The following is a 21,017-nucleotide window of genomic DNA, read 5'->3' on the forward strand; positions in this document are numbered from 1 at the left end:
CCGTAACTATTGAGGCGTCGACACCGGCTGCGTGACCGTGCCACGCGGCTTGCACCACAGCCAGTAGGCGGCCACCAGGAACACCACCCACACCACGCCGACGATCAACGCCGCCTGGGTGTCGGGGAAGTAGCCCAGCACGCCGAACACGAACAGCATGAAGGCGATGGCTGCGGCCGGCCCATACGGCCAGAACGGTACCGGGAACTTCAGTTGCGCGACCTCTTCGCGGCTCATGCTGCGGCGCATGGCCACCTGGGTCACCAGGATCATCAGCCACACCCATACCGTAGCAAAGGTGGCAATGGAGGCGATCAGCAGGAACACGTTTTCCGGAATCAGGTAGTTGAGCACCACGCCACCGAGCAGCGCAGCGCCCATCACCAGCACGGTCATCCACGGCACGCCGTGGCGCGAGATCTTCGAGAAGCCCTTGGGCGCGTGGCCCTGCTCGGCCAGGCCGTACATCATGCGCCCGGCACCGAAGATATCGCTGTTGATGGCCGACACCGCCGCCGAGATCACCACGATGTTGAGCACCGTGGCCGCCGAACCGATCCCCAGGTTGCTGAAGATCTGCACGAACGGGCTGCCCTGGCTGCCGATCTGCGGCCAGGGGTACAGGCACATCAGCACGAACAGGGTGAGCACATAGAACAGCAGGATGCGCAGCGGCACGGCGTTGATCGCCTTGGGGATCACGCGCTGCGGGTCCTTGGCTTCACCGGCAGTGATACCGATGATCTCGATGCCGCCGAAGGCGAACATCACCACCGCGAACGAGGCGATCAGGCCGCCGACACCGTTGGGCATGAAACCGCCGTGATCGAACAGGTTGCCGATGCCCACCGTGTTGCCCGCCTCGGCATTGGCCAGGCCGAAGGCCATGATGCCGAAACCGGCCAGGATCATCGCCACGATCGCGCCGACCTTGAGCAGCGACAGCCAGAACTCCATCTCGCCGAACACCTTGACGTTGCACAGGTTGAGCCCGCCGATCAGGAACACGATGCCCAGCACCCACACCCAGCGCGCCACCTCGGGAAACCAGAAGCCCATGTAGATGCCGAAGGCCGTGACGTCGGCCAGGCACACGATGATCATTTCAAAGGCGTAGGTCCAGCCCAGCACGAAGCCGGCCATGGGCCCCAGGTAGGTGCTGGCGTACTTTCCGAACGAGCCGGACACCGGGTTGTGCACGGCCATTTCACCCAGTGCACGCATCACCATGAACACCGCCGCGCCGCCGATCAGGTAGGCCAGCAACACCGCCGGGCCGGCCATCTGGATGGCCGCGGCCGAACCGTAGAACAGCCCGGTGCCGATGGCCGAGCCCAGTGCCATGAATCGAATGTGCCGGGCCGTAAGCCCGCGCTTGAGACCTTGTGCTTGAGATTGCATTTCGCGTTCCTGTTTTTTTTGTAGGCGAAAAGCAGCGCGAACCCGCCAGGGTTCGCGCGGCAGACGGCTGGCCTGCACGGCCAGCCGGTGGCGTCAGAGGCTGGGCAGCACCTTGGCCGGCAGCAGGCCGGTCAGCGTGCCCGCGGCCAGCAGGGCGATGGCCGCCTCGATGTCGGGGGCGAAGAAACGGTCCTTGTCGTAGTGCGCGACCTGGCCACGCAGGGCCTGGCGCGCCTGCTCCAGCTTGGGCGAGGTCTTGAGGCCGGTGCGCAGGTCCAGGCCCTGGCAGGCGGCCAGCCATTCCACGGCCAGCACACCGCGGGTGTTCTCGGCCATTTCCCACAGGCGCTTGCCGGCGGCCGGGGCCATCGACACGTGGTCTTCCTGGTTGGCCGAGGTGGGAATGCTGTCGACGCTGTGCGGGTGCGCCAGCGCCTTGTTCTCGCTGGCCAGCGCGGCGGCGGTGACCTGGGCGATCATGAAGCCGGAGTTGACCCCGCCATTGGCCACCAGGAACGGCGGCAACTGCGACATGTGCTTGTCCATCATCAGCGAGATGCGCCGCTCGCTCAGCGAACCGATTTCGGCGATGGCCAGGGCCATGTTGTCGGCGGCCATGGCCACCGGCTCGGCGTGGAAGTTGCCACCGGAGATCACGTCACCCTCCTTGGCGAATACCAGCGGGTTGTCGGACACCGCGTTGGCCTCCACCACCAGTACCTCGGCGGCCTGGCGCAACTGGGTCAGGCAGGCGCCCATCACCTGTGGCTGGCAACGCAGCGAGTACGGGTCCTGCACCTTGCCGCAGTTCTGGTGCGAGGCCGACACTTCGCTGCCGTCGCCCAGCAGGTCGCGGTAGCAGGCGGCCGAGTCGATCTGGCCACGCTGGCCGCGGGCCTGATGAATGCGGTCATCGAAGGGCGAGCGCGAGCCCAGCACCGCTTCGACGGTGAGGCTGCCGCAGGCGACGGCGGCAGCGAACAGGTCTTCGCCTTCGAACAGCCCGCGCAGCGCATAGGCGGTGGACGCCTGGGTGCCGTTGAGCAGGGCCAGGCCCTCCTTGGCGGCCAGGGTCAGCGGCTCGAGGCCGGCCACCGCCAGCGCTTCGGTGGCCGACAGCCATTGGCCCTTGTGGCGGGCCTTGCCTTCGCCCAGCAGCACCAGCGACATGTGCGCCAGCGGTGCGAGGTCGCCGGAGGCGCCCACCGAGCCCTTGAGCGGAATGTGCGGGTAGACCTCGGCGTTGATCAGGGCGATCAGCGCGTCGATCACCTTGCGCCGGATGCCGGAAAAACCACGGCTCAGGCTGTTGACCTTGAGCACCATGATCAGGCGCACCAGGGCGTCGTCCAGCGGCGCGCCGACGCCGGCGGCGTGGGACAGCACCAGCGAGCGCTGCAGGTTCTCCAGGTCGTGGCTGGCGATGCGGGTCGAGGCCAGCAGGCCGAAACCGGTGTTGATGCCGTAGGCGGTGCGGTCCTCGGCAAGGATCTGCTCGACGCAGGCCACGCTGTCTTCGATCTGCTGGTCGGCGCTGGCGTCCAGTTGCAGGGTCAGCGGTTGCTGGTAGATCGCACGCAGCTGAGCCAAGGTCAGGGTGCCAGGCTTCAGGGTCAGTTGGGTCACGTTATTGCTCCGTCTCGAAAGGCGTTCACGCCCATCATGAATTCAGTATCGACCAGGGCGCCGCTCAGCGCGTGATCATCGGCAGGTTCAGGCCCTGCTCTTTCGCGCAGTCGATGGCGATCTGATAACCGGCATCGGCATGGCGCATCACGCCGGTGGCCGGGTCGTTGTGCAGAACGCGGGCAATACGCTCGGCGGCTTCGTCGGTGCCGTCGCACACGATGACCATGCCCGAGTGCTGCGAGAAGCCCATGCCCACCCCGCCGCCGTGGTGCAGCGAGACCCAGGTCGCGCCGCTGGCGGTGTTGAGCAGGGCATTGAGCAGCGGCCAGTCGGACACGGCGTCGGAGCCGTCCTGCATGGCTTCGGTTTCACGGTTGGGGCTGGAGACGGAGCCGGAGTCCAGGTGGTCGCGGCCGATCACGATCGGTGCCGACAGCTCGCCGCTGCGCACCATTTCGTTGAACGCCAGGCCCAGCTTGGCGCGCAGGCCCAGGCCGACCCAGCAGATACGTGCCGGCAGGCCCTGGAAGCTGATGCGCTCGCGGGCCATGTCCAGCCAGTTGTGCAGGTGCGCGTCGTCGGGGATCAGTTCCTTGACCTTGGCGTCGGTCTTGTAGATGTCCTGGGCGTCGCCCGACAGCGCGGCCCAGCGGAACGGGCCCACGCCGCGGCAGAACAGCGGGCGGATATAGGCAGGTACGAAGCCGGGGAAGTCGAAGGCGTTGGTCACACCCTCTTCCTTGGCCATCTGACGAATGTTATTGCCGTAGTCGAAGGTCGGGATGCCCTGCTTCTGGAAGTCGAGCATGGCCTGCACGTGCACGGCCATCGACTGCCTGGCAGCCTTGACCACCGCCGCCGGTTCGGTCTGCGCGCGGTCGCGGTACTGCTCCCAGGTCCAGCCGGCCGGCAGGTAGCCATTGAGCGGGTCGTGGGCGCTGGTCTGGTCGGTGACCATGTCGGGGCGCACGCCGCGCTTGACCAGCTCGGGCAGGATTTCGGCGGCATTGCCCAGCAGGGCGATGGAGATGGCCTTGCCTTCGCCCGTGTATCTGGCGATGCGCGCCAGGGCGTCGTCCAGGTCGGTGGCCTGTTCATCCACGTAGCGGCTGCTCAGGCGGAAGTCGATGCGGCTCTGCTGGCATTCGATGTTCAGCGAGCAGGCGCCGGCCAGGGTCGCGGCCAGTGGCTGCGCGCCGCCCATGCCGCCCAGGCCCGCGGTGAGCACCCACTTGCCCTTGAGGCTGCCGTTGTAGTGCTGGCGGCCGGCTTCGACGAAGGTTTCGTAGGTGCCCTGCACGATGCCCTGGCTGCCGATGTAGATCCAGCTGCCGGCGGTCATCTGGCCGTACATGGCCAGGCCCTTGGCATCGAGTTCGTTGAAATGTTCCCAGTTGGCCCAGTGCGGCACCAGGTTGGAGTTGGCGATCAGTACGCGCGGGGCGTTGCTGTGGGTCTTGAACACGCCGACCGGCTTGCCGGATTGCACCAGCAGGGTCTCGTCGTCATTCAGGTGGGTGAGGCTCTCGACGATCTTGTCGTAGCACTCCCAGTTGCGCGCGGCGCGGCCGATGCCGCCGTACACCACCAGCTCCTTGGGGTTCTCGGCAACTTGCGGGTCGAGGTTGTTCATCAGCATGCGCAGCGGCGCTTCGGTCAGCCAGCTCTTGGCGGTGAGCTGGGTGCCGCGCGGGGCGCGAATTTCGACGTCACGGAATTTATTGTGCTTGTTCGTCACGTAAGGGCTCCTCGAGCGAAAGGCGAATTCGGGATGGCACTGCCATGGATGCAATACAAACATATATTTACTTGTATGTACAAGTACAGGCAACCAAAAAACAGTGTCGTCCGCTTCGCCGGCAAGGCCGGCTCCCACACGCAAAAAAAGAATGGAACCTGCAGGAGCCAGCCTTGCTGGCGAAGCCCTTAACGTTCGGTCAGCTCGATCAGGCAGATCTGCCCACTGACCTCGAACTCCAGCAACCCGTGGTTGCCGTCCAGCCGCAGGCAGTCATAGCGACCCAGCCACTGCTCGGCATGCCCTGCGACCTTGACCCGCACCCGCTCGTGCGCCGCGAACACCAGCAGCGTCTGGGCCGAGCTGTACACCCGGCTTTCACCCGGCAGCCACTGCAACCGCGCGGCAAACCGCTGCGGCGCGTAGATCAGGTTGAAGTCGCGAATCGGTCCGCCCAGCAGGTTGCAGCTCACTGCACTTTCGCCGCTGAAGGCGAAGGCATCGAATGCCAGCAGCTCGCGGCTGGCCTGGCCATCCACCATCAGGCGCATGCCATCGCCCTGCAGCACGCTGATCACGCGCTGATACCCGGCAAAGCTGGAGAACCCGCCCGACTCGGCGATGTCGGCAATCGACAGGCGCCAGCCAAAGCCCTCCAGGCCGGCCCCGCCATCGCGGGTGATCTCTTCGGTACTGCCGCCGCCGTTCTTCCACGGCATGCGCGGGTAGTCGGCGGCACGTAACAGGGTCAACGAACTCATTTGCTGAAGCGTCCTTCCAGGCGGTGACGGGAACCGGGGTGAATCAGGCGCGCCGCAGTGACCTGCTGGCGACCCGACCAGGTGCGCCGGCGGATCAGCAGGCACGGCTCGCCCGGCTCGATCTGCAGCAGGCGGCATTCCTCGGGTTCCGCCAGGATCGCCTCGACCACGTGCTCGCCTTCGGTCAGCGGCGCCACCTGGGACAGGTAGGCGTAGGGGGTCTGGCGGGTGAAGTCCTGCTTGAGGTAGTCCGGGGCGACCTGGGCGTTGACGAAGCGGTCCTCGATCTGCACCGGGATGCCGTTTTCGTAGTGCACGATCAGCGAATGGAACACCCGCTGCCCTTCGCGCATGTCCAGCGCCAGCGCCCGCTCCGAGCCTGCCGCCTCTTCGGTCAGGGTGATCACCTTGCAGCTGTGCTGGTGGCCGCGCGCGGCGATCTCGTCGGCGATGTTGTTGACCTCGAACAGCGCCGAGCGGCTCTTGGGCTCGGCGACGAAGGTGCCGACGCCCTGCATGCGCACCAGCAGGCCTTCGGCGGTCAGCTCGCGCAAGGCGCGGTTGATGGTCATGCGGCTGAAGCCCAGCTCGGTGACCAGTTCGCTCTCGGACGGTACGCGGTGATGCGGCGGCCAGCTGCCGTTCTGGATCTGCTGGGCGATCATCTGCTTGACCCGCGCATACAGCGGCGCCGGGCCCTCGCCCATGTGGGCAACCAACGCGGAGACAGGAGGTGTCGACACGGCAAAAATCCTTGGTGATGAGTATGACCGGTAGAGTGCCGCAGTTTACCGGGCAGGCAAACGTCTGTATATGTATATACAAATAACCAGAAAAGGGTGGCGTACCGATGTCCGTGTTCTTTGCCGAACGTGCTTTGTTGCCTACTGGCTGGGCAGAAAACGTGCGAATCGAGACAGGCCCCGACGGCCTGTTGAATAGCGTACAGCCAGGCGCCTCGGCAGATGGCGCCGAGCGCCTGGCCGGGCCGTTGCTGCCGGGCATGCCGAACCTGCACTCGCACGCCTTCCAGCGCGCCATGGCCGGCCTGGCGGAAGTGGCCGGCAACCCCAACGACAGCTTCTGGACCTGGCGCGAGCTGATGTACCGGCTGGTGGGCCGGATCAGCCCCGAGCAACTGGGCATCATCGCGCGCCAGCTGTACATCGAGATGCTCAAGGCCGGCTACACCTCGGTGGCCGAATTCCATTACGTGCACCATGACGCCCAGGGCAAGGCCTATGCCGACCCGGCCGAACTGTCGCTGCGCATCAGCCAGGCCGCCGCCGACACCGGCATCGGCCTGACCTTGCTGCCGGTGCTGTACAGCCACTCGGGTTTCGGCGGGCAGGCGCCCAATGACGGGCAACGTCGCTTCATCAACGGCACCGAGCAGTACCTGCACCTGCACACGCAACTGGCGCCGCTGCTCGCCCAGCAACCGGCGCAGCGCCTGGGGCTGTGCTTTCACTCCCTGCGCGCGGTCACCCCGCAGCAGATCGCCCAGGTCATGGCTGCCGGCGACAAGGCCTGCCCGGTGCATATCCACATTGCCGAACAGCAGAAAGAAGTCGACGACTGCCTGGCCTGGAGTGGCCGCCGGCCGTTGCAGTGGCTGTATGAAAACGTCGATGTCGACCAGCGCTGGTGCCTGGTGCATGCCACCCACGCCGAGCCCGGCGAAGTCAGCGCCATGGCGCGCAGCAAGGCAGTGGCCGGCCTGTGCCTGACGACCGAGGCCAACCTGGGCGACGGCATCTTCCCTGCGGTCGACTACCTGGCCCAGGGCGGGCGCATGGGCATCGGCTCGGACAGCCATGTGTCGCTGAGCGTGGTGGAGGAATTGCGCTGGCTCGAATATGGCCAGCGCCTGCGCGACCAGCGGCGCAACCGGTTGCATGGAGCCGATCAGCCGATGGTGGGGCGCACACTGTTCGATGCGGCCCTGGCCGGCGGTGCGCAGGCGCTGGGGCAGCCGGTTGGCGAGCTGGCGGTGGGCCGGCGGGCCGACTGGATCGTGCTGGATGGGGCCGATCCGTATATCGCTACGGCGAGCGGGGACGGGGTTCTCAATCGCTGGCTGTTTGCCGGCGGCGACCGGCAGGTGCGCGATGTGATGGTCAATGGCAATTGGGTGGTCAAGCAGGGTAGGCATGCGGGTGAAGAACAGAGTGCGCAGGCGTTTGCCGGGGTGCTTCGCGAAGTGCTGGGCTGAGCCAGAACCACGCCGTGATTATCGCGGGTCAAGCCCGCTCCCACAGGGTTTATGCTGATCCTGTGGGAGCGGGCTTGGCCCGCGAAGAGGCCCTCACTGACTGTGCGCGATGTCCCTGTCCGAAACGCGCCAGATCAGCCGCGTGGTGTCATACCCCTGCTGACGCGCCCGCGCCAGCAGGCTCTCGCGCTCCAGCGCCGGAATCGTCGGCGTGCGCGACAGTATCCACAGGTACTTGCGGTCCGGGTTGCCCACCAGTGCCGTCTGGTAGTCCTTGTCCACGTACAGCACCCAGTAATCGCCCTTCGTCACCCCCGGCAGCAACCGCGAGAACCAGTTGTCGAACTCCACCCACAGCTTGTCGGTCTTGCCCTGCACCTGTGGCGTCGCCGTACCACTGGCCTCCTCCCACTCGCCCTCGAGCGTGATGCAGCGGTTGAGCACGCCCACCGTGCCGTCCGGCTTGAGGTTGTAATGCGCTTCGCTCTGCGCGCAATTGCGCTGGAAGAACATCGGCAACCGCGCCAGCTCGAACCACTTGCCCTGGTAACGCTTGAGGTCGACGCTGTCGACGGTCTTGGGCGGCAACGGCCCGTCGTCGCGCGAATGCGCACAACCGGTCAGCAGCAGGCCGGCGCACAGGCTCAACAGCAGGGGCAGGCGTTTCATTTGAGACCCTGCCCCGAGTACATCAGCACCTTGTCGGCGGCGTACTGCACGCTGATGAAGGCTTTCTGGTCGCCCCAGGTACAACTGGTCATGCCCAGCGCGCCGGAACACTCGGTGGGGCTGCCCAGCAGTCGCTCGACCTCGGCCTTGGGCATGCCGGCCTGGAGCTTGGAATAGTTTTCCTGGTTGATCTTGCTGCATGCGGCCAGCAACACGCACAACGACAACAGGGCGAGGGAACGCAACGACATGGGGTCACTCCTGAACATGAGGGTGCAAGCACGGGGCCTGACTCGAGCTTAGAAGCAAAAACCCCTATCCGGTTCCCGGCAACCCCATTTACCTGCACGGTTATCGTTGCCATTTGTCGACTAGTCGCACATCCGCCTCATTTTTTGCCCGGCGCGGACGACACAGGAGGGCGCTGCGACGTTTCGCCGCGCCCTCCCCGTTGACCGCCTTGTGCAGACAGACCTCGCAATGACCAAAAACCTGAAGTTCAGCCACAAGATCCTGCTGGCCGCCGCCCTCGTGGTCGCGGTGGCGTTTACCTGTTTCATCCTGTTCAACGATTACCGCCAGCGCCAGTCGCTGCGCAGCAACACCGAGGCCACGATGCAGGAGCTCGGCAGCCTTACCACCAGCAACATCCAGACCTGGCTGCAGAGCCGCATCCAGCTGCAGCATTCGTTTGCCCAGCAGGTGGCCGTGGATGGCCCCGGCAAGCCGAGCCTGGACCGGCTGATGGCGTTGCCGGTGTATGCCAGCAACTTCACCCTGACCTACTTCGGCGGCCAGGACGGCAGCATGCAATCGGTGCCCACGGGCAACCGCGCCGCCGACTACGACCCGCGGGTACGCGGCTGGTACAAGGGCGCCAGCGAGGCCGGGCGCAGCATCGTTACCGAACCCTACGTCTCGGCCTCCTCGGGCAAGCTGGTGATCACCATTGCCACCCCGGTGCAGCAGGCTGGCCGCCTGATCGGTGTCAGCGGTGCCGACACCGACCTGGACACCATCAGCAGCATCATCAACTCGCTGAACTTCGACGGCCACGGCCTGGCGTTCATCGTCAATGCCGAGGGCAAGATCCTGATCCACCCGGACAGCTCGCTGACCCTCAAGCGCCTGGCCGATGCCTACCCGCAGGGCACGCCGCAGCCGGGTAGCGGCCTCAAGGAAGTCGAGCAGGACGGGCGCCGGCAGTTCATCAGCTTCACCCGCGTCAACGGCGTGCCTTCGGCCGACTGGTACGTGGCGATGGTGGTCGACCAGGACTACGCCTTTGCCATGCTCGGCGAGTTTCGTACCTCGGCCATCGTGGCCACGGCCATCGCCGTGTTGATCATCATCGCCTTGCTCGGCGTGCTGATCCGTGTCCTGATGGAGCCGCTGCATGTGATGGGCCGCGCCATGCACGATATCGCCGAAGGCGAAGGCGACCTGACCCGGCGCCTGCGCATTCATGCCCATGACGAGTTCGGCGCGCTGGGCTCCTCGTTCAACCGCTTCGTGGAACGTATCCACAACTCGATCAGCGAAGTGTCCTCGGCCACCGGTCGGGTCAATGAAGTGGCCCTGCGCGTGGTCAGCGCCTCGAACGCGTCGATCCACAATGCCGACCAGCAGTCGGGCCGCACCAGCAGTGTGGCGGCGGCGATCAACCAGCTGGGCGCCGCCGCCCATGAGATCGCCCACAACGCCGCCCTTGCCTCACAGCACTCCAGCGAAGCACGCAACCTGGCCGAGGACGGCCAGCAGGTGGTCGACCAGACCATTGCGGTGATGAACCAGCTGTCGAGCAAGATCAGCGACGCCAGCACCCATATCGAGACGCTCAACGCCAACACGGTGAACATCGGCCAGATTCTCGAGGTGATCAGCGGCATTTCCCAGCAGACCAACCTGCTGGCACTGAACGCGGCCATCGAGGCGGCACGTGCCGGCGAGGCCGGTCGCGGGTTTGCGGTGGTGGCCGACGAGGTGCGCAACCTGGCCCACCGTACCCAGGACTCGGCGCAACAGGTGCAGAAGATCATCGAGCAGTTGCAGGCCGGCGCACAGGTGGCGGTGGGCACCATGACCGAGAGTCAGCGCCAGAGCGAGCACAGCGTGGGCATTGCCAACCAGGCCGGCGAGCGCCTGGGCAGCGTGACCGTGCGCATTGGCGAAATCGACGGGATGAACCAGTCGGTGGCCACCGCCACCGAAGAGCAGACGGCCGTGGTGGAATCGATCAATGTCGACATCACCGAGATCAATACGCTGAATCAGGAAGGGGTGGAGAATTTGCAGGCGACGCTGCGGGCCTGCAATGACCTGCAGAGCCAGGTGGACAGGTTGAAGCAGCTGGTGGGCAGCTTCAGGATCTAGGGTGAAACAATCGCGGGTCAAGCCCGCTCCCACTAGGACTATCGCTGTCCTTGTGGGAGCGGGCTTGACCCGCGATTGGGTTCAGCTCAGAACCGCGAGCCCGGCTCCAGCAGAAAGTCCATCTCTTCATCGGTGCTCGGGCGCCCCAGCACCAGGTTGCGGTGCGGGAAGCGGCCGAACCGCGCAATCACCCGCTGGTGCTGCTCGGCATAGTCCAGGAAACCTTCGAACAGGCGCCGGTCACTGTCCGGCTGCGCATCCAGCAGCAACTGATAGCGCTCGATGCTGATGTTCTGCCAGTCCAGCACCTCGGCATGCTCCAGCACCAGCAGGATGAACACCCGCTGGATCGGCAGCAGCTGGTAGTCCCAGGCCTTGTCCAGGCCCTGCATCACCAGCACCTGCGCACGCCGGTCGCCATCGAAGGCGTGCTGCGTGTCGCGGTGGATCATGCGGGGCAGCTGGTCCAGCAGCAGCACCAGGCCCAGCCAGCCCTGGGGGCTTGCCAGCCATTCGTCCAGCTCGCCGGCCAGCGCCTGCGCGGCCAGCTCGCCGAAGCGCTCGCGCGCCTCGTCGTCGTGGTGCTTGCCGAACCACAGCGTACTCTTCTCGTCAGCCACGGCCTGGGGGCTGGTGCCCCAGCCGAACCACCACTCCAGCAACGGCTGCCAAGGTGCGAGCATGATTTACTCCTGGTGATAACCGGTGACGCGCTCGACTTCCTGCTTCGAACCCAGGAACACCGCCACACGCTGGTGCAGGCTCTCGGGCTGGATGTCGAGGATGCGCTGGCGACCGTCGGTGGAAGCACCGCCGGCCTGTTCGATGATGAACGACATCGGGTTGGCTTCGTACATCAGGCGCAGCTTGCCCGGCTTGGATGGCTCGCGCGCATCGCGCGGGTACATGAACAGGCCGCCACGGGTCAGGATGCGGTGCACGTCAGCAACCATCGAGGCGATCCAGCGCATGTTGTAGTTCTTTTTCAGCGGGCCGGTCTCGCCAGCCAGCAGTTCGCCCACATAGCGGGTCACCGGGGCTTCCCAATGGCGCTGGTTGGACATGTTGATGGCGAACTCGGCGGTGGTTTCCGGCACCTGGATGTTCTCGTGGGTCAGCACGAAACTGCCCAGCTCGCGGTCCAGGGTGAAGCCCTTGACGCCGTTGCCCAGGGTCAGGATCAGCATGGTCTGCGGGCCGTAGATCGCGTAACCGGCGGCCACCTGCTTGGTGCCCGGCTGCAGGAAGGCCTGTTCGTTGAGGCTTTCGTTCTGGCTCAGGTACTCGTTGGGGCAGCGCAGTACCGAGAAGATGGTGCCGACCGAGACGTTGACGTCGATGTTCGACGAACCGTCCAGCGGGTCGAATACCAGCAGGTAGGCACCCTTGGGGTACTTGCCCGGGATCTGGTAGGCATTGTCCATCTCTTCGGACGCCATGCCGGCCAGGTGGCCGCCCCACTCGTTGGCTTCGAGCAGGATGTCGTTGGAAATCACGTCCAGTTTCTTCTGGACTTCGCCCTGCACGTTTTCAGTGCCCATGCTGCCCAGCACACCGCCAAGGGCGCCCTTGGACACGTTGTGGCTGATTTCCTTGCACGCACGCGCCACCACTTCGATAAGGAAGCGCAGATCGGCAGGGGTGCTGTTGCTGCGGGTCTGCTCAATCAGATAGCGACTCAGGGTAACGCGGGACATGTAAGGCTCCGGAGGATGGGGTAGAAAAAACCCACGCAGTTTACAGGGAGAGTGAAGCGCTAGCGAGCAATAGGACATGCTCGCCCGATCAGACGACACATCGGCCCGAAGGTTCACGCCCCCGGGCCCGATGCCAGGCGCCTACTCCAGCGCGTTCCAGATCTCCCCGGCGTATTCGCGAATGGTGCGGTCCGACGAGAACCAGCCCATGCGCGCGGTATTGAGCACGGCCGAGCGCCACCACTGCTGGGGGTCGTGCCACAGCTCCTCGACGCGGCGCTGGGCCTCCCAGTAGGCATCGAAGTCGGCGCACACCAGGAAGCGGTCATACGGCACCAGTGAATCGATCAGCCCCACGTAGCGCGCCGGGTCGTCCGGCGAGAACACCCCGCCGCGGATCGCCTGGAGCACGTCGTTGAGCCGGTACGAGGCGCCGATGGCGGAGCTGGCACCGAAATCGCCGCTGCGCTTGCGCGCCTCCACCTGCTGGGAGGTCAGGCCGAAGATGAACATGTGCTCGGCCCCCACCTGCTCGCACATCTCGACGTTGGCGCCGTCCAGGGTGCCGATGGTCAGCGCGCCATTGAGGCCGAACTTCATGTTGCTGGTGCCCGAGGCCTCGTAGCCGGCGGTAGAGATCTGCTCGGACAGGTCCGCCGCCGGGATGATGCTCTCGGCCAGGCTCACGTTGTAGTTGGGCAGGAACACCACCTTGAGCAGCCCGCGCACGGTCGGGTCGTTGTTGACCACCCTGGCGATGTCGTTGGCCAGCTTGATGATCAGTTTGGCCTGGTGATAGCTGGCGGCGGCCTTGCCGGCAAAGATCTTCACCCGCGGCGCCCAGTGCGTGCCCGGCTCGGCGCGGATCGCCTGGTACAGCGCCACGGTATGCAGCAGGTTGAGCAACTGGCGCTTGTATTCGTGGATGCGCTTGACCTGCACATCGAACATCGCCTCGGGGTCGACCGTGATGCCCAGGCGCTCCTGGATCAGGTTGGCCAGGGCCTTCTTGCTGTGCAGGCGCTGCTGGGCGAAGGCCTTGCGAAACGCCGGCTTGTCGGCGAACGGTTCGAGGCGCCGCAGGTGCTTCTCGGGGTCGTCCAGCACCTCGGGGCCCAGCGCCTCCACCAGCATGCGGGTGAGCGGCGGGTTGGCCTGGTACAGCCAGCGGCGGAAGGTGATGCCGTTGGTCTTGTTGTTGATCCGCTCGGGGTAGAGCTTGTGCAGTTCGGCGAACACGGTGCTGCGCATCAGCTTGGTGTGCAGCCCCGACACGCCGTTGACGCTGTGCGACCCGAGGAACGCCAGGTTGCCCATGCGCACCCGCCGGCCGTTGTCCTCCTCGATCAGCGACACCGCGCGCAGCACGTCGAAGTCATGGATGCCCTTGGCCCGCAGCGCGTCGATATGAAAGGCGTTGATCAGGTAGATGATCTGCATGTGGCGCGGCAGCATGCGCTCCATCAGCCCCACCGACCAGGTTTCCAGCGCCTCGGGCAGCAGGGTGTGGTTGGTGTAGGCCAGGGTGTCGACGGTGAGCTGCCAGGCGGTGTCCCACGGCAGTTCGTGCTGGTCCACCAGCAGGCGCATCAGCTCGGCCACGGCAATCGAGGGGTGGGTGTCGTTGAGCTGGATGGCGGCCTTTTCGTGCAGGTTGAGCAGCGTGGGGTTCATGTTCAGGTGGCGGCGCAGCAGGTCCTGCAGCGAGGCCGAGACGAAGAAGTACTCCTGGCGCAGGCGCAGCTCCTGGCCGGCCTCGGTGCTGTCGGCCGGGTACAGTACCCGCGAGATGCTCTCGGCACGGGCCACTTCGGCTACCGCGCCCAGGTGGTCGCCGGCATTGAAACGCTCCAGGTGCAGCTCTTCCAGGGCCCGTGCGCGCCACAGGCGCAGGGTATTGACGCTGGCACCACGCCAGCCCACCACGGGCGTGTCGTAGGCCACCGCACGCACCGTTTCGGCCGGCCACCACACCTGGCGCGGCTGGCCGGATTCGTCGTGCCGGGTCTCGACGCTGCCGCCGAAACTGATCGGGTAGATCACCTCGGCACGCTCGAACTCCCAGGGGTTGCCGAAATCCAGCCAGTTTTCGGTCTGCTCCTGCTGCCAGCCGTCGACCACGGCCTGGCGAAACAGCCCGTGCTCATAGCGGATACCGTAGCCGTGGGCGGCAATGCCCAGGGTCGACATGCTCTCCATGAAGCACGCCGCCAGGCGCCCGAGGCCGCCGTTGCCCAGCGCCGCGTCGGGTTCGAGCAGGCGGATGCGCTCCAGGTCCACGTCCAGCCCGGTCATTGCTTCACGGGCGATGTCCAGCAGGCCGAGGTTGCTCAGGCTGTCGTACAGCAGGCGGCCGATGAGAAATTCGAGGGAGAGGTAATAGACGCGCTTCTGGCTCTTGCGGTAGATCTGCCGCGTGTGGTCCATCCAGTGGTCGACCATGTGGTCGCGGGCGGCCAGGGCAATGGCCTCGAACCAGTCGTGGTCGAAGGCGTGCTCGGGGTCCTTGCCGACGGCATAGGTCAGTTTTTCCAGTACAGCGGTGCGAAAGGCAGCCACCTGTGCGTCACGTGCGAGTGGTTCCTGAGACATACGACGTCCTCGGGCAAGTTGACGAATGCGGATGGGGATTTCTCAGCCTAGACGGTTCGACCGGGCGCGGTAGCGCGGGTTCGTTTGTTTCTGTGCAAAAGCGGTACCGGGTTGGCACGAACCCGGCAAATGGTTGTTCACATTTTGACCAACTCCGGTATGATCGCGCGCCCACCCGACCATCTGAAAAACCGAACCTGATGAAACCGACCCTGATTGCCGCCGCCGAACTCGACCGCCTGGATACCTGGCAGAGGTATTCCAGCCACATGTGCGGGGGCTGCATGTCCAGTTGCTGCACCCTGCCGGTGGAGGTCAAGCTCACGGATCTGATCCGCATTGGCGTGGTGGACGAATTCGAACGGGGCGAGCCGCCCAAGAACATCGCCAAGCGCCTGCAGAAGGATGGGATCGTCGAGCGCTTCAACCAGAAGTCCGGGATCTTCACCTTGCAGCGCATGAGCAACGACGATTGCCTGTACCTGGACCGCAAGACGCGGTTCTGCACCATTTACGACAAGCGCCCCGACACCTGCCGCAACCACCCAAGGATTGGCCCGCGGCCGGGGTACTGCGCGTACAAGCCAAAGCCCGTGGCCCGCTGAAAAGCATCGCGGGTCAAGCCCGCTCCCACAAGGTTGTGCATTTACCTGTGGGAGCGGGCTTGACCCGCGATTCGGCCAGCGCAAGTTTCAGGCCTTGCACAAACAAAAACGCCCCCGGCCTTTCGACCGAGGGCGTTTTCATTCAGCCTGAGCTAACTCAGTTCTTGGCTTTCTTGGCAGCGCGGGTACGCTCGCCTTCGTCCAGGATCTTCTTGCGCAGACGGATCGACTTGGGCGTGACTTCGCACAGCTCGTCGTCCTGGATGAATTCCAGGGCCTGTTCCAGGGTGAAGCGAACAGGTGGCACCAGAGCGATGGTTTCGTCTTTGCCCGAAGCACGCATGTTGTCGAGCTTCTTGCCCTTGGTAGGGTTGACGCCCAGGTCGTTGTCACGGCTGTTCAGACCGACGATCTGACCGTTGTAGATCTCCTGGCCGTGCTCGACGAACAGCTTGCCGCGCGCCTGCAGGGTTTCCAGCGAGTAGGTCAGCGCCTTGCCGGTCTCTACCGATACCAGTACGCCGTTCTGACGGCCGGACATGTGGCCGGACTTCATTGGCGCGTAGCGATCGAAGATCGAGGTCAGGATGCCTGCACCGTTGGTCAGGGTCAGGAACTGGTTGCGGAAACCGATCAGACCACGGGCTGGAATGTTGTATTCCAGACGTACACGGCCCTTGCCATCCGGCACCATGTTGGTCAGGTCGCCTTTACGCAGGCCCATTTCTTCCATGACCTTGCCCTGCGAATCTTCAGGGATGTCGATGGTGACGTTCTCGAACGGCTCGTGCTTGGCACCGTCGATTTCGCGGATGATCACTTCCGGACGACCAACACCCATTTCGAAGCCTTCGCGACGCATGGTTTCGATCAGTACCGACAGGTGCAGCTCACCACGGCCCGATACCTTGAACTTGTCGGCCGAGTCGCCCTCTTCAACGCGCAGTGCAACGTTGTACAGCAGCTCCTTGTCCAGACGCTCCTTGATGTTGCGGCTGGTGACGAACTTGCCTTCCTTACCGCAGAACGGCGAGTCGTTGACCTGGAAGGTCATCGAAACGGTCGGCTCGTCGACGGTCAGCGGCTTCATCGCCTCGACTGCGTCCGGGGAGCACAGGGTGTCGGAGATGAACAGCTCGTCGAAACCGCTGATGCAGACGATGTCGCCAGCCTGGGCTTCTTCGACGTCGACGCGGTGCAGGCCGTGGTGACCCATCAGCTTGAGGATACGACCGTTGCGGCGCTTGCCGTCAACGTCGATGGCCACAACCGGGGTGTTCGGCTTGACGCGACCACGGGCGATGCGGCCAACACCGATCACGCCCAGGAAGCTGTTGTAGTCCAGTGCCGAGATCTGCATCTGGAACGGACCGTCGCGGTCGACGCTTGGCGCTGGCACGTTGTCGACGATCGACTGGTACAGCGGGGTCATGTCTTCGGCCATTTCGGTGTGGTCCAGACCGGCAATGCCGTTCAGGGCCGAGGCGTAGACGACCTTGAAGTCCAGCTGTTCGTCGGTGGCACCCAGGTTGTCGAACAGGTCGAAGATCTGGTCCAGAACCCAGTCAGGACGCGCGCCCGGACGGTCGACCTTGTTGATCACCACGATCGGACGCAGGCCGGCTTCGAAAGCCTTCTTGGTCACGAAACGGGTTTGCGGCATAGGGCCGTCCTGGGCGTCAACCAGCAGCAGCACGGAGTCGACCATCGACATCACACGCTCTACTTCACCACCGAAGTCGGCGTGGCCCGGGGTGTCCACGATGTTGATGTGGTAGCCGTTCCAGTTGATGGCGGTGTTTTTCGCCAGAATGGTAATGCCGCGCTCTTTTTCCTGGTCGTTGGAGTCCATCACGCGCTCGTCGTTGAGCTCGTTGCGCTCCAGGGTGCCGGACTGACGCAGCAGTTTGTCTACCAGGGTGGTCTTGCCATGGTCAACGTGGGCGATGATGGCGATGTTGCGTAGATTTTCGATCACTTGTGTATCTCGATCAGAGGATTCGGGTTGCCGCCCAGTCTAGGCGGCGAATGTGAATGAACGGCGCTCAACGGGCTCGTCGGTCGGGAGGGCGATGGCGGATACTGCCGCCATACAACCCCGGCATCTTATGTCGGACGATAAACGCGCACATTGGCATGCCCCTCACTCAGTAGATGGTGGGCATGCAGGCGACTCATCACTCCCTTGTCGCAATACAGCAAGTACTGGCGCGTGGGGTCCAGCTCCTTGAAGCGACTGTTGAGGGCGTAGAACGGCAAGGCCTTGACCTCGATGCCGTCCAGTTCCAGAGGCTGGTCTTCCTGGGCGTCGGGGTGACGAATGTCGATCACCACCTGCCCGGCCAGCGCCTGGCTGACTTCTTCGATCTGGATATCCTGGCCCAGTTCATCGATCACGTGGTCGATGGACACCAGGCGGGCGCGTTCCAGGGCGCGCTCGAGCACGGCCATGTCGAACTGCTTCTCTTCATGGTCGACACGGTGACGCTTGGCACAGGTGGTCGGGTTCACCGAGATCACGCCGCAGTACTCGGGCATGTGCTTGGCGAACTCGGCGGTGCCGATTTCATTGGCCTGGTCGATGATGTCCTGCTTGTGGCTGGCCAGCAGCGGGCGCAGCACCAGCTTCTCGGTGGCCGAGTCGATCACCGCCAGGTTGGGCAATGTCTGGCTGGACACCTGGGAAATCGCCTCGCCGGTGACCAGCGCGTCGATCTGCAGGCGGTCGGCGATGTTGGTGGCGGCGCGCAGCATCATGCGCTTGAGGGTCACGCCCATGTAGCTGTTGTCGACCTTGCCGAGGATCTCGCCCACCACCTCTTCGAACGGCACGCTGACGAACAGCACGCGCTGGCTGCTGCCGTACTTCTTCCACAGGTAGTGCGCGACTTCCATCACGCCCAGCTCGTGGGCACGGCCGCCCAGGTTGAAGAAGCAGAAGTGGGTCATCAGGCCGCGGCGCATCATCTGGTAGGCCGCCACGGTGGAGTCGAAGCCGCCGGACATCAGCACCAGGGTCTGCTCCAGCGCGCCCAGCGGGTAGCCGCCGATGCCCTTGTGCTGGTTGTGGATCACGTACAGGCGCTTGTCGCGGATCTCGATGCGCACTTCCACTTCGGGGTTGCGCAAGTCGATGCCGGCGGCGCCGCACTGCTGGCGCAGCTGGCTGCCGACATAGCGGTCGACGTCCATCGAGCTGAAATCATGGTGGCCGCCGCGCTTGCAGCGCACGGCAAAGTGCTTGCCGGCCAGCAGGTGGCCGAAATGCGTCTTGCACTTGGCGACGATATCGTCGAAGTCGCCCAGCGGGTACTCATCGACCTGGAGGAAATGCGCGATGCCCGGCATGCAGCTCAGGCGCTCGGTCATTTCGCGCAGCACCTTCTCGTCGTCCAGGCGGGTGACCACCTCCAGATTGTCCCAGACACCATCGACCGCGAGCGCAGGATCCAGGTCCTTGAGCACGGTGCGGATGTTGCGGCCCAGTTGACGGATGAAGCGCTTTCGAACCGGGCGGCTCTTGATGGTGATCTCTGGAAAGACTTTGACGATTAGTTTCATGAAAACAGCGCGCGCGTGGCCAGCCGAAAAAGAAGGGGCGCGGATTATAGCGGAATTCGCTCAAGCTTTGAGCAACTTTTGTACAGAAGGTTTCACGCGCACCATTTTGGGTCACTCAAACGAAAAAACGCCTCCTAAGAGTGCAGGAAAAACCCCTGAAGCGTCGTTGGCACCCGTAAACGCGTGAGAATGGGGCGAAAAACCCAACTCGGGGCACTGGCATGCAATTTGCTCCCTTGTGAGGCAGGTTGCCTTGGCCGACTATTCGCGCCCGGCATCACCCAAATTACAAGGGCTGCACAGGCACGCTCTACCCCACCCGGAGGACACCATGTCGAAGTCGGTTCAACTCATCAAAGATCATGACGTTAAATGGATTGATCTGCGCTTCACTGACACCAAGGGCACCCAGCACCACGTCACCATGCCAGCCCGTGACGCGCTGGAAGACGACTTCTTCGAAGCCGGCAAGATGTTCGACGGTTCCTCCATCGCTGGCTGGAAAGGCATCGAAGCCTCCGACATGATCCTGATGCCGGACGACTCCACCGCCGTGCTCGACCCGTTCACCGAAGAGCCGACCCTGATCCTGGTCTGCGACATCATCGAACCGTCGACCATGCAAGGCTACGACCGCGACCCGCGCGCCATCGCCAAGCAGGCTGAAGAGTTCCTGCGCTCCACCGGCATCGGCGACACCGTATTCGCAGGCCCTGAGCCTGAGTTCTTCATCTTCGACGAAGTGAAGTTCAAGTCCGACATTTCGGGCTCGATGTTCAAGATCTACTCCGAGCAGGGCTCGTGGATGTCCGACCAGGACGTGGAAGGTGGCAACAAGGGCCACCGTCCAGGCGTCAAGGGCGGCTACTTCCCGGTTCCGCCGTTCGACCACGACCACGAGATCCGTACTGCCATGTGCAACGCACTGGAAGAAATGGGCCAGGTCGTCGAAGTGCACCACCACGAAGTGGCGACTGCCGGTCAGAACGAAATCGGCGTCAAGTTCAACACCCTGGTGAAAAAAGCTGACGAAGTTCAGACCCTGAAATACGTCGTGCACAACGTTGCCGACGCCTATGGCCGCACCGCTACCTTCATGCCAAAACCGCTGTACGGCGACAACGGCTCGGGCATGCACGTGCACATGTCGATCTGGAAAGACGGCAAGAACACCTTCGCCGGCGAAGGCTATGCCGGCCTGTCCGATACCGCCCTGTACTTCATCGGCGGCATCATCAAGCACGGCAAAGCCCTGAACGGCTTCACCAACCCGTCGACCAACTCCTACAAGCGTCTGGTCCCGGGCTTCGAAGCCCCGGTCATGCTGGCCTACTCGGCACGCAACCGTTCTGCCTCGATCCGCATTCCTTACGTGTCGAGCCCCAAGGCCCGCCGTATCGAAGCGCGCTTCCCGGACCCGGCGGCCAACCCGTACCTGGCCTTCGCTGCGCTGCTGATGGCCGGCCTGGACGGCATCCAGAACAAGATCCACCCAGGCGATGCCGCCGACAAGAACCTGTACGATCTGCCGCCTGAAGAGGCCAAAGAGATCCCGCAGGTCTGTGGCAGCCTGAAGGAAGCCCTGGAAGAGCTGGACAAGGGCCGTGCGTTCCTGACCAAGGGCGGCGTGTTCTCCGACGAGTTCATCGATGCCTACATCGCCCTGAAAAGCGAAGAAGAAATCAAGGTGCGCACCTTCGTACACCCACTGGAATACGAGCTGTACTACAGCTGCTAAGCCAGTGACGCTCGCTCACGCGGCGTAACGAGAGAGGC

The 21,017-nt window shown here is 64.2% G+C and carries 16 protein-coding genes; 4 read left to right on the forward strand and 12 right to left on the reverse strand.

Going from position 1 to position 21,017, the window contains the following annotated elements; translation table 11 throughout:
* Positions 1 to 6: 6 nt before the first annotated feature.
* From NJH59_RS05535 to hutC, 5 genes are all read right to left on the reverse strand, one after another.
* Complete coding sequence (locus tag NJH59_RS05535; protein WP_123753321.1) at positions 7 to 1,401, reverse strand: amino acid permease; 1,395 nt, start codon at positions 1,399 to 1,401, stop codon at positions 7 to 9.
* A gap of 93 nt (positions 1,402 to 1,494) precedes the next feature.
* Positions 1,495 to 3,027: a histidine ammonia-lyase gene (hutH, locus tag NJH59_RS05540; RefSeq protein WP_213606779.1), complete on the reverse strand. Its 1,533-nt coding sequence runs from the start codon at positions 3,025 to 3,027 to the stop codon at positions 1,495 to 1,497.
* A 64-nt stretch (positions 3,028 to 3,091) separates the two neighbouring features.
* The gene (gene hutU, locus NJH59_RS05545) at positions 3,092 to 4,768 is read right to left on the reverse strand and encodes a urocanate hydratase (protein WP_043862179.1); all 1,677 of its coding nucleotides are present in this window, start codon (positions 4,766 to 4,768) and stop codon (positions 3,092 to 3,094) included.
* 188 nt (positions 4,769 to 4,956) lie between these two features.
* Entirely contained in the window at positions 4,957 to 5,529 is a 573-nt protein-coding gene (locus tag NJH59_RS05550; RefSeq protein ID WP_116052515.1) for a HutD family protein, read from the reverse strand.
* The gene (gene hutC, locus NJH59_RS05555; protein ID WP_253086553.1) at positions 5,526 to 6,236 is read right to left on the reverse strand and encodes a histidine utilization repressor; all 711 of its coding nucleotides are present in this window, start codon (positions 6,234 to 6,236) and stop codon (positions 5,526 to 5,528) included. Before hutC ends, NJH59_RS05550 begins: the two co-directional genes overlap by 4 nt.
* A 143-nt stretch (positions 6,237 to 6,379) precedes the next feature.
* Between hutC and NJH59_RS05560 the strand changes: the two genes are divergently transcribed.
* On the forward strand, positions 6,380 to 7,744 hold the full coding sequence (locus NJH59_RS05560; RefSeq protein ID WP_253086495.1) for a formimidoylglutamate deiminase: 1,365 nt from the start codon (positions 6,380 to 6,382) through the stop codon (positions 7,742 to 7,744).
* 93 nt (positions 7,745 to 7,837) lie between these two features.
* On the opposite strand, the gene NJH59_RS05565 is transcribed toward NJH59_RS05560, so the two are convergent.
* Together NJH59_RS05565 and bamE are read right to left on the reverse strand one after the other, a co-directional pair.
* A complete protein-coding gene (locus NJH59_RS05565) occupies positions 7,838 to 8,413 on the reverse strand; it encodes a lipocalin family protein (protein WP_043862183.1) in 576 nt (191 codons plus the stop codon).
* Positions 8,410 to 8,664, reverse strand: a complete 255-nt coding sequence (gene bamE, locus NJH59_RS05570; RefSeq protein ID WP_043862184.1) for an outer membrane protein assembly factor BamE — start codon at positions 8,662 to 8,664, stop codon at positions 8,410 to 8,412. Before bamE ends, NJH59_RS05565 begins: the two co-directional genes overlap by 4 nt.
* A gap of 229 nt (positions 8,665 to 8,893) precedes the next feature.
* Between bamE and NJH59_RS05575 the strand changes: the two genes are divergently transcribed.
* Entirely contained in the window at positions 8,894 to 10,786 is a 1,893-nt protein-coding gene (locus tag NJH59_RS05575) for a methyl-accepting chemotaxis protein (RefSeq protein ID WP_043862185.1), read from the forward strand.
* Positions 10,787 to 10,872: 86 nt separating this feature from the next.
* Here the strand turns inward: NJH59_RS05575 and NJH59_RS05580 are convergent, their stop codons facing one another.
* The 3 genes from NJH59_RS05580 to NJH59_RS05590 form a co-directional block, all read right to left on the reverse strand.
* A complete protein-coding gene (locus NJH59_RS05580) occupies positions 10,873 to 11,469 on the reverse strand; it encodes a DUF924 family protein (RefSeq protein WP_043862186.1) in 597 nt (198 codons plus the stop codon).
* Positions 11,470 to 11,472: 3 nt separating this feature from the next.
* The gene (locus NJH59_RS05585) at positions 11,473 to 12,483 is read right to left on the reverse strand and encodes a class 1 fructose-bisphosphatase (RefSeq protein WP_043862187.1); all 1,011 of its coding nucleotides are present in this window, start codon (positions 12,481 to 12,483) and stop codon (positions 11,473 to 11,475) included.
* A gap of 141 nt (positions 12,484 to 12,624) precedes the next feature.
* A complete protein-coding gene (locus tag NJH59_RS05590) occupies positions 12,625 to 15,075 on the reverse strand; it encodes a glycogen/starch/alpha-glucan phosphorylase (protein WP_058541651.1) in 2,451 nt (816 codons plus the stop codon).
* A 200-nt stretch (positions 15,076 to 15,275) separates the two neighbouring features.
* Here NJH59_RS05590 and NJH59_RS05595 point away from each other — a divergent pair, with 200 nt between their 5' ends.
* The gene (locus NJH59_RS05595; RefSeq protein ID WP_043862189.1) at positions 15,276 to 15,680 is read left to right on the forward strand and encodes a YkgJ family cysteine cluster protein; all 405 of its coding nucleotides are present in this window, start codon (positions 15,276 to 15,278) and stop codon (positions 15,678 to 15,680) included.
* Between the two features lie 157 nt (positions 15,681 to 15,837).
* Here the strand turns inward: NJH59_RS05595 and typA are convergent, their stop codons facing one another.
* Positions 15,838 to 17,658 carry a translational GTPase TypA gene (typA, locus tag NJH59_RS05600; protein ID WP_043862190.1) on the reverse strand — a complete coding sequence of 607 codons (1,821 nt, stop codon included), beginning with the start codon at positions 17,656 to 17,658 and terminating at the stop codon, positions 15,838 to 15,840.
* Positions 17,659 to 17,786: 128 nt separating this feature from the next.
* The gene (thiI, locus tag NJH59_RS05605; RefSeq protein WP_043862191.1) at positions 17,787 to 19,241 is read right to left on the reverse strand and encodes a tRNA uracil 4-sulfurtransferase ThiI; all 1,455 of its coding nucleotides are present in this window, start codon (positions 19,239 to 19,241) and stop codon (positions 17,787 to 17,789) included.
* Positions 19,242 to 19,572: 331 nt separating this feature from the next.
* Between thiI and glnA the strand changes: the two genes are divergently transcribed.
* Entirely contained in the window at positions 19,573 to 20,979 is a 1,407-nt protein-coding gene (gene glnA, locus NJH59_RS05610) for a glutamate--ammonia ligase (RefSeq protein ID WP_043862192.1), read from the forward strand.
* Positions 20,980 to 21,017 lie beyond the last annotated feature (38 nt).

This window comes from Pseudomonas sp. VE 267-6A (assembly GCF_024126555.1).
GTDB lineage: Bacteria > Pseudomonadota > Gammaproteobacteria > Pseudomonadales > Pseudomonadaceae > Aquipseudomonas > Aquipseudomonas palmensis.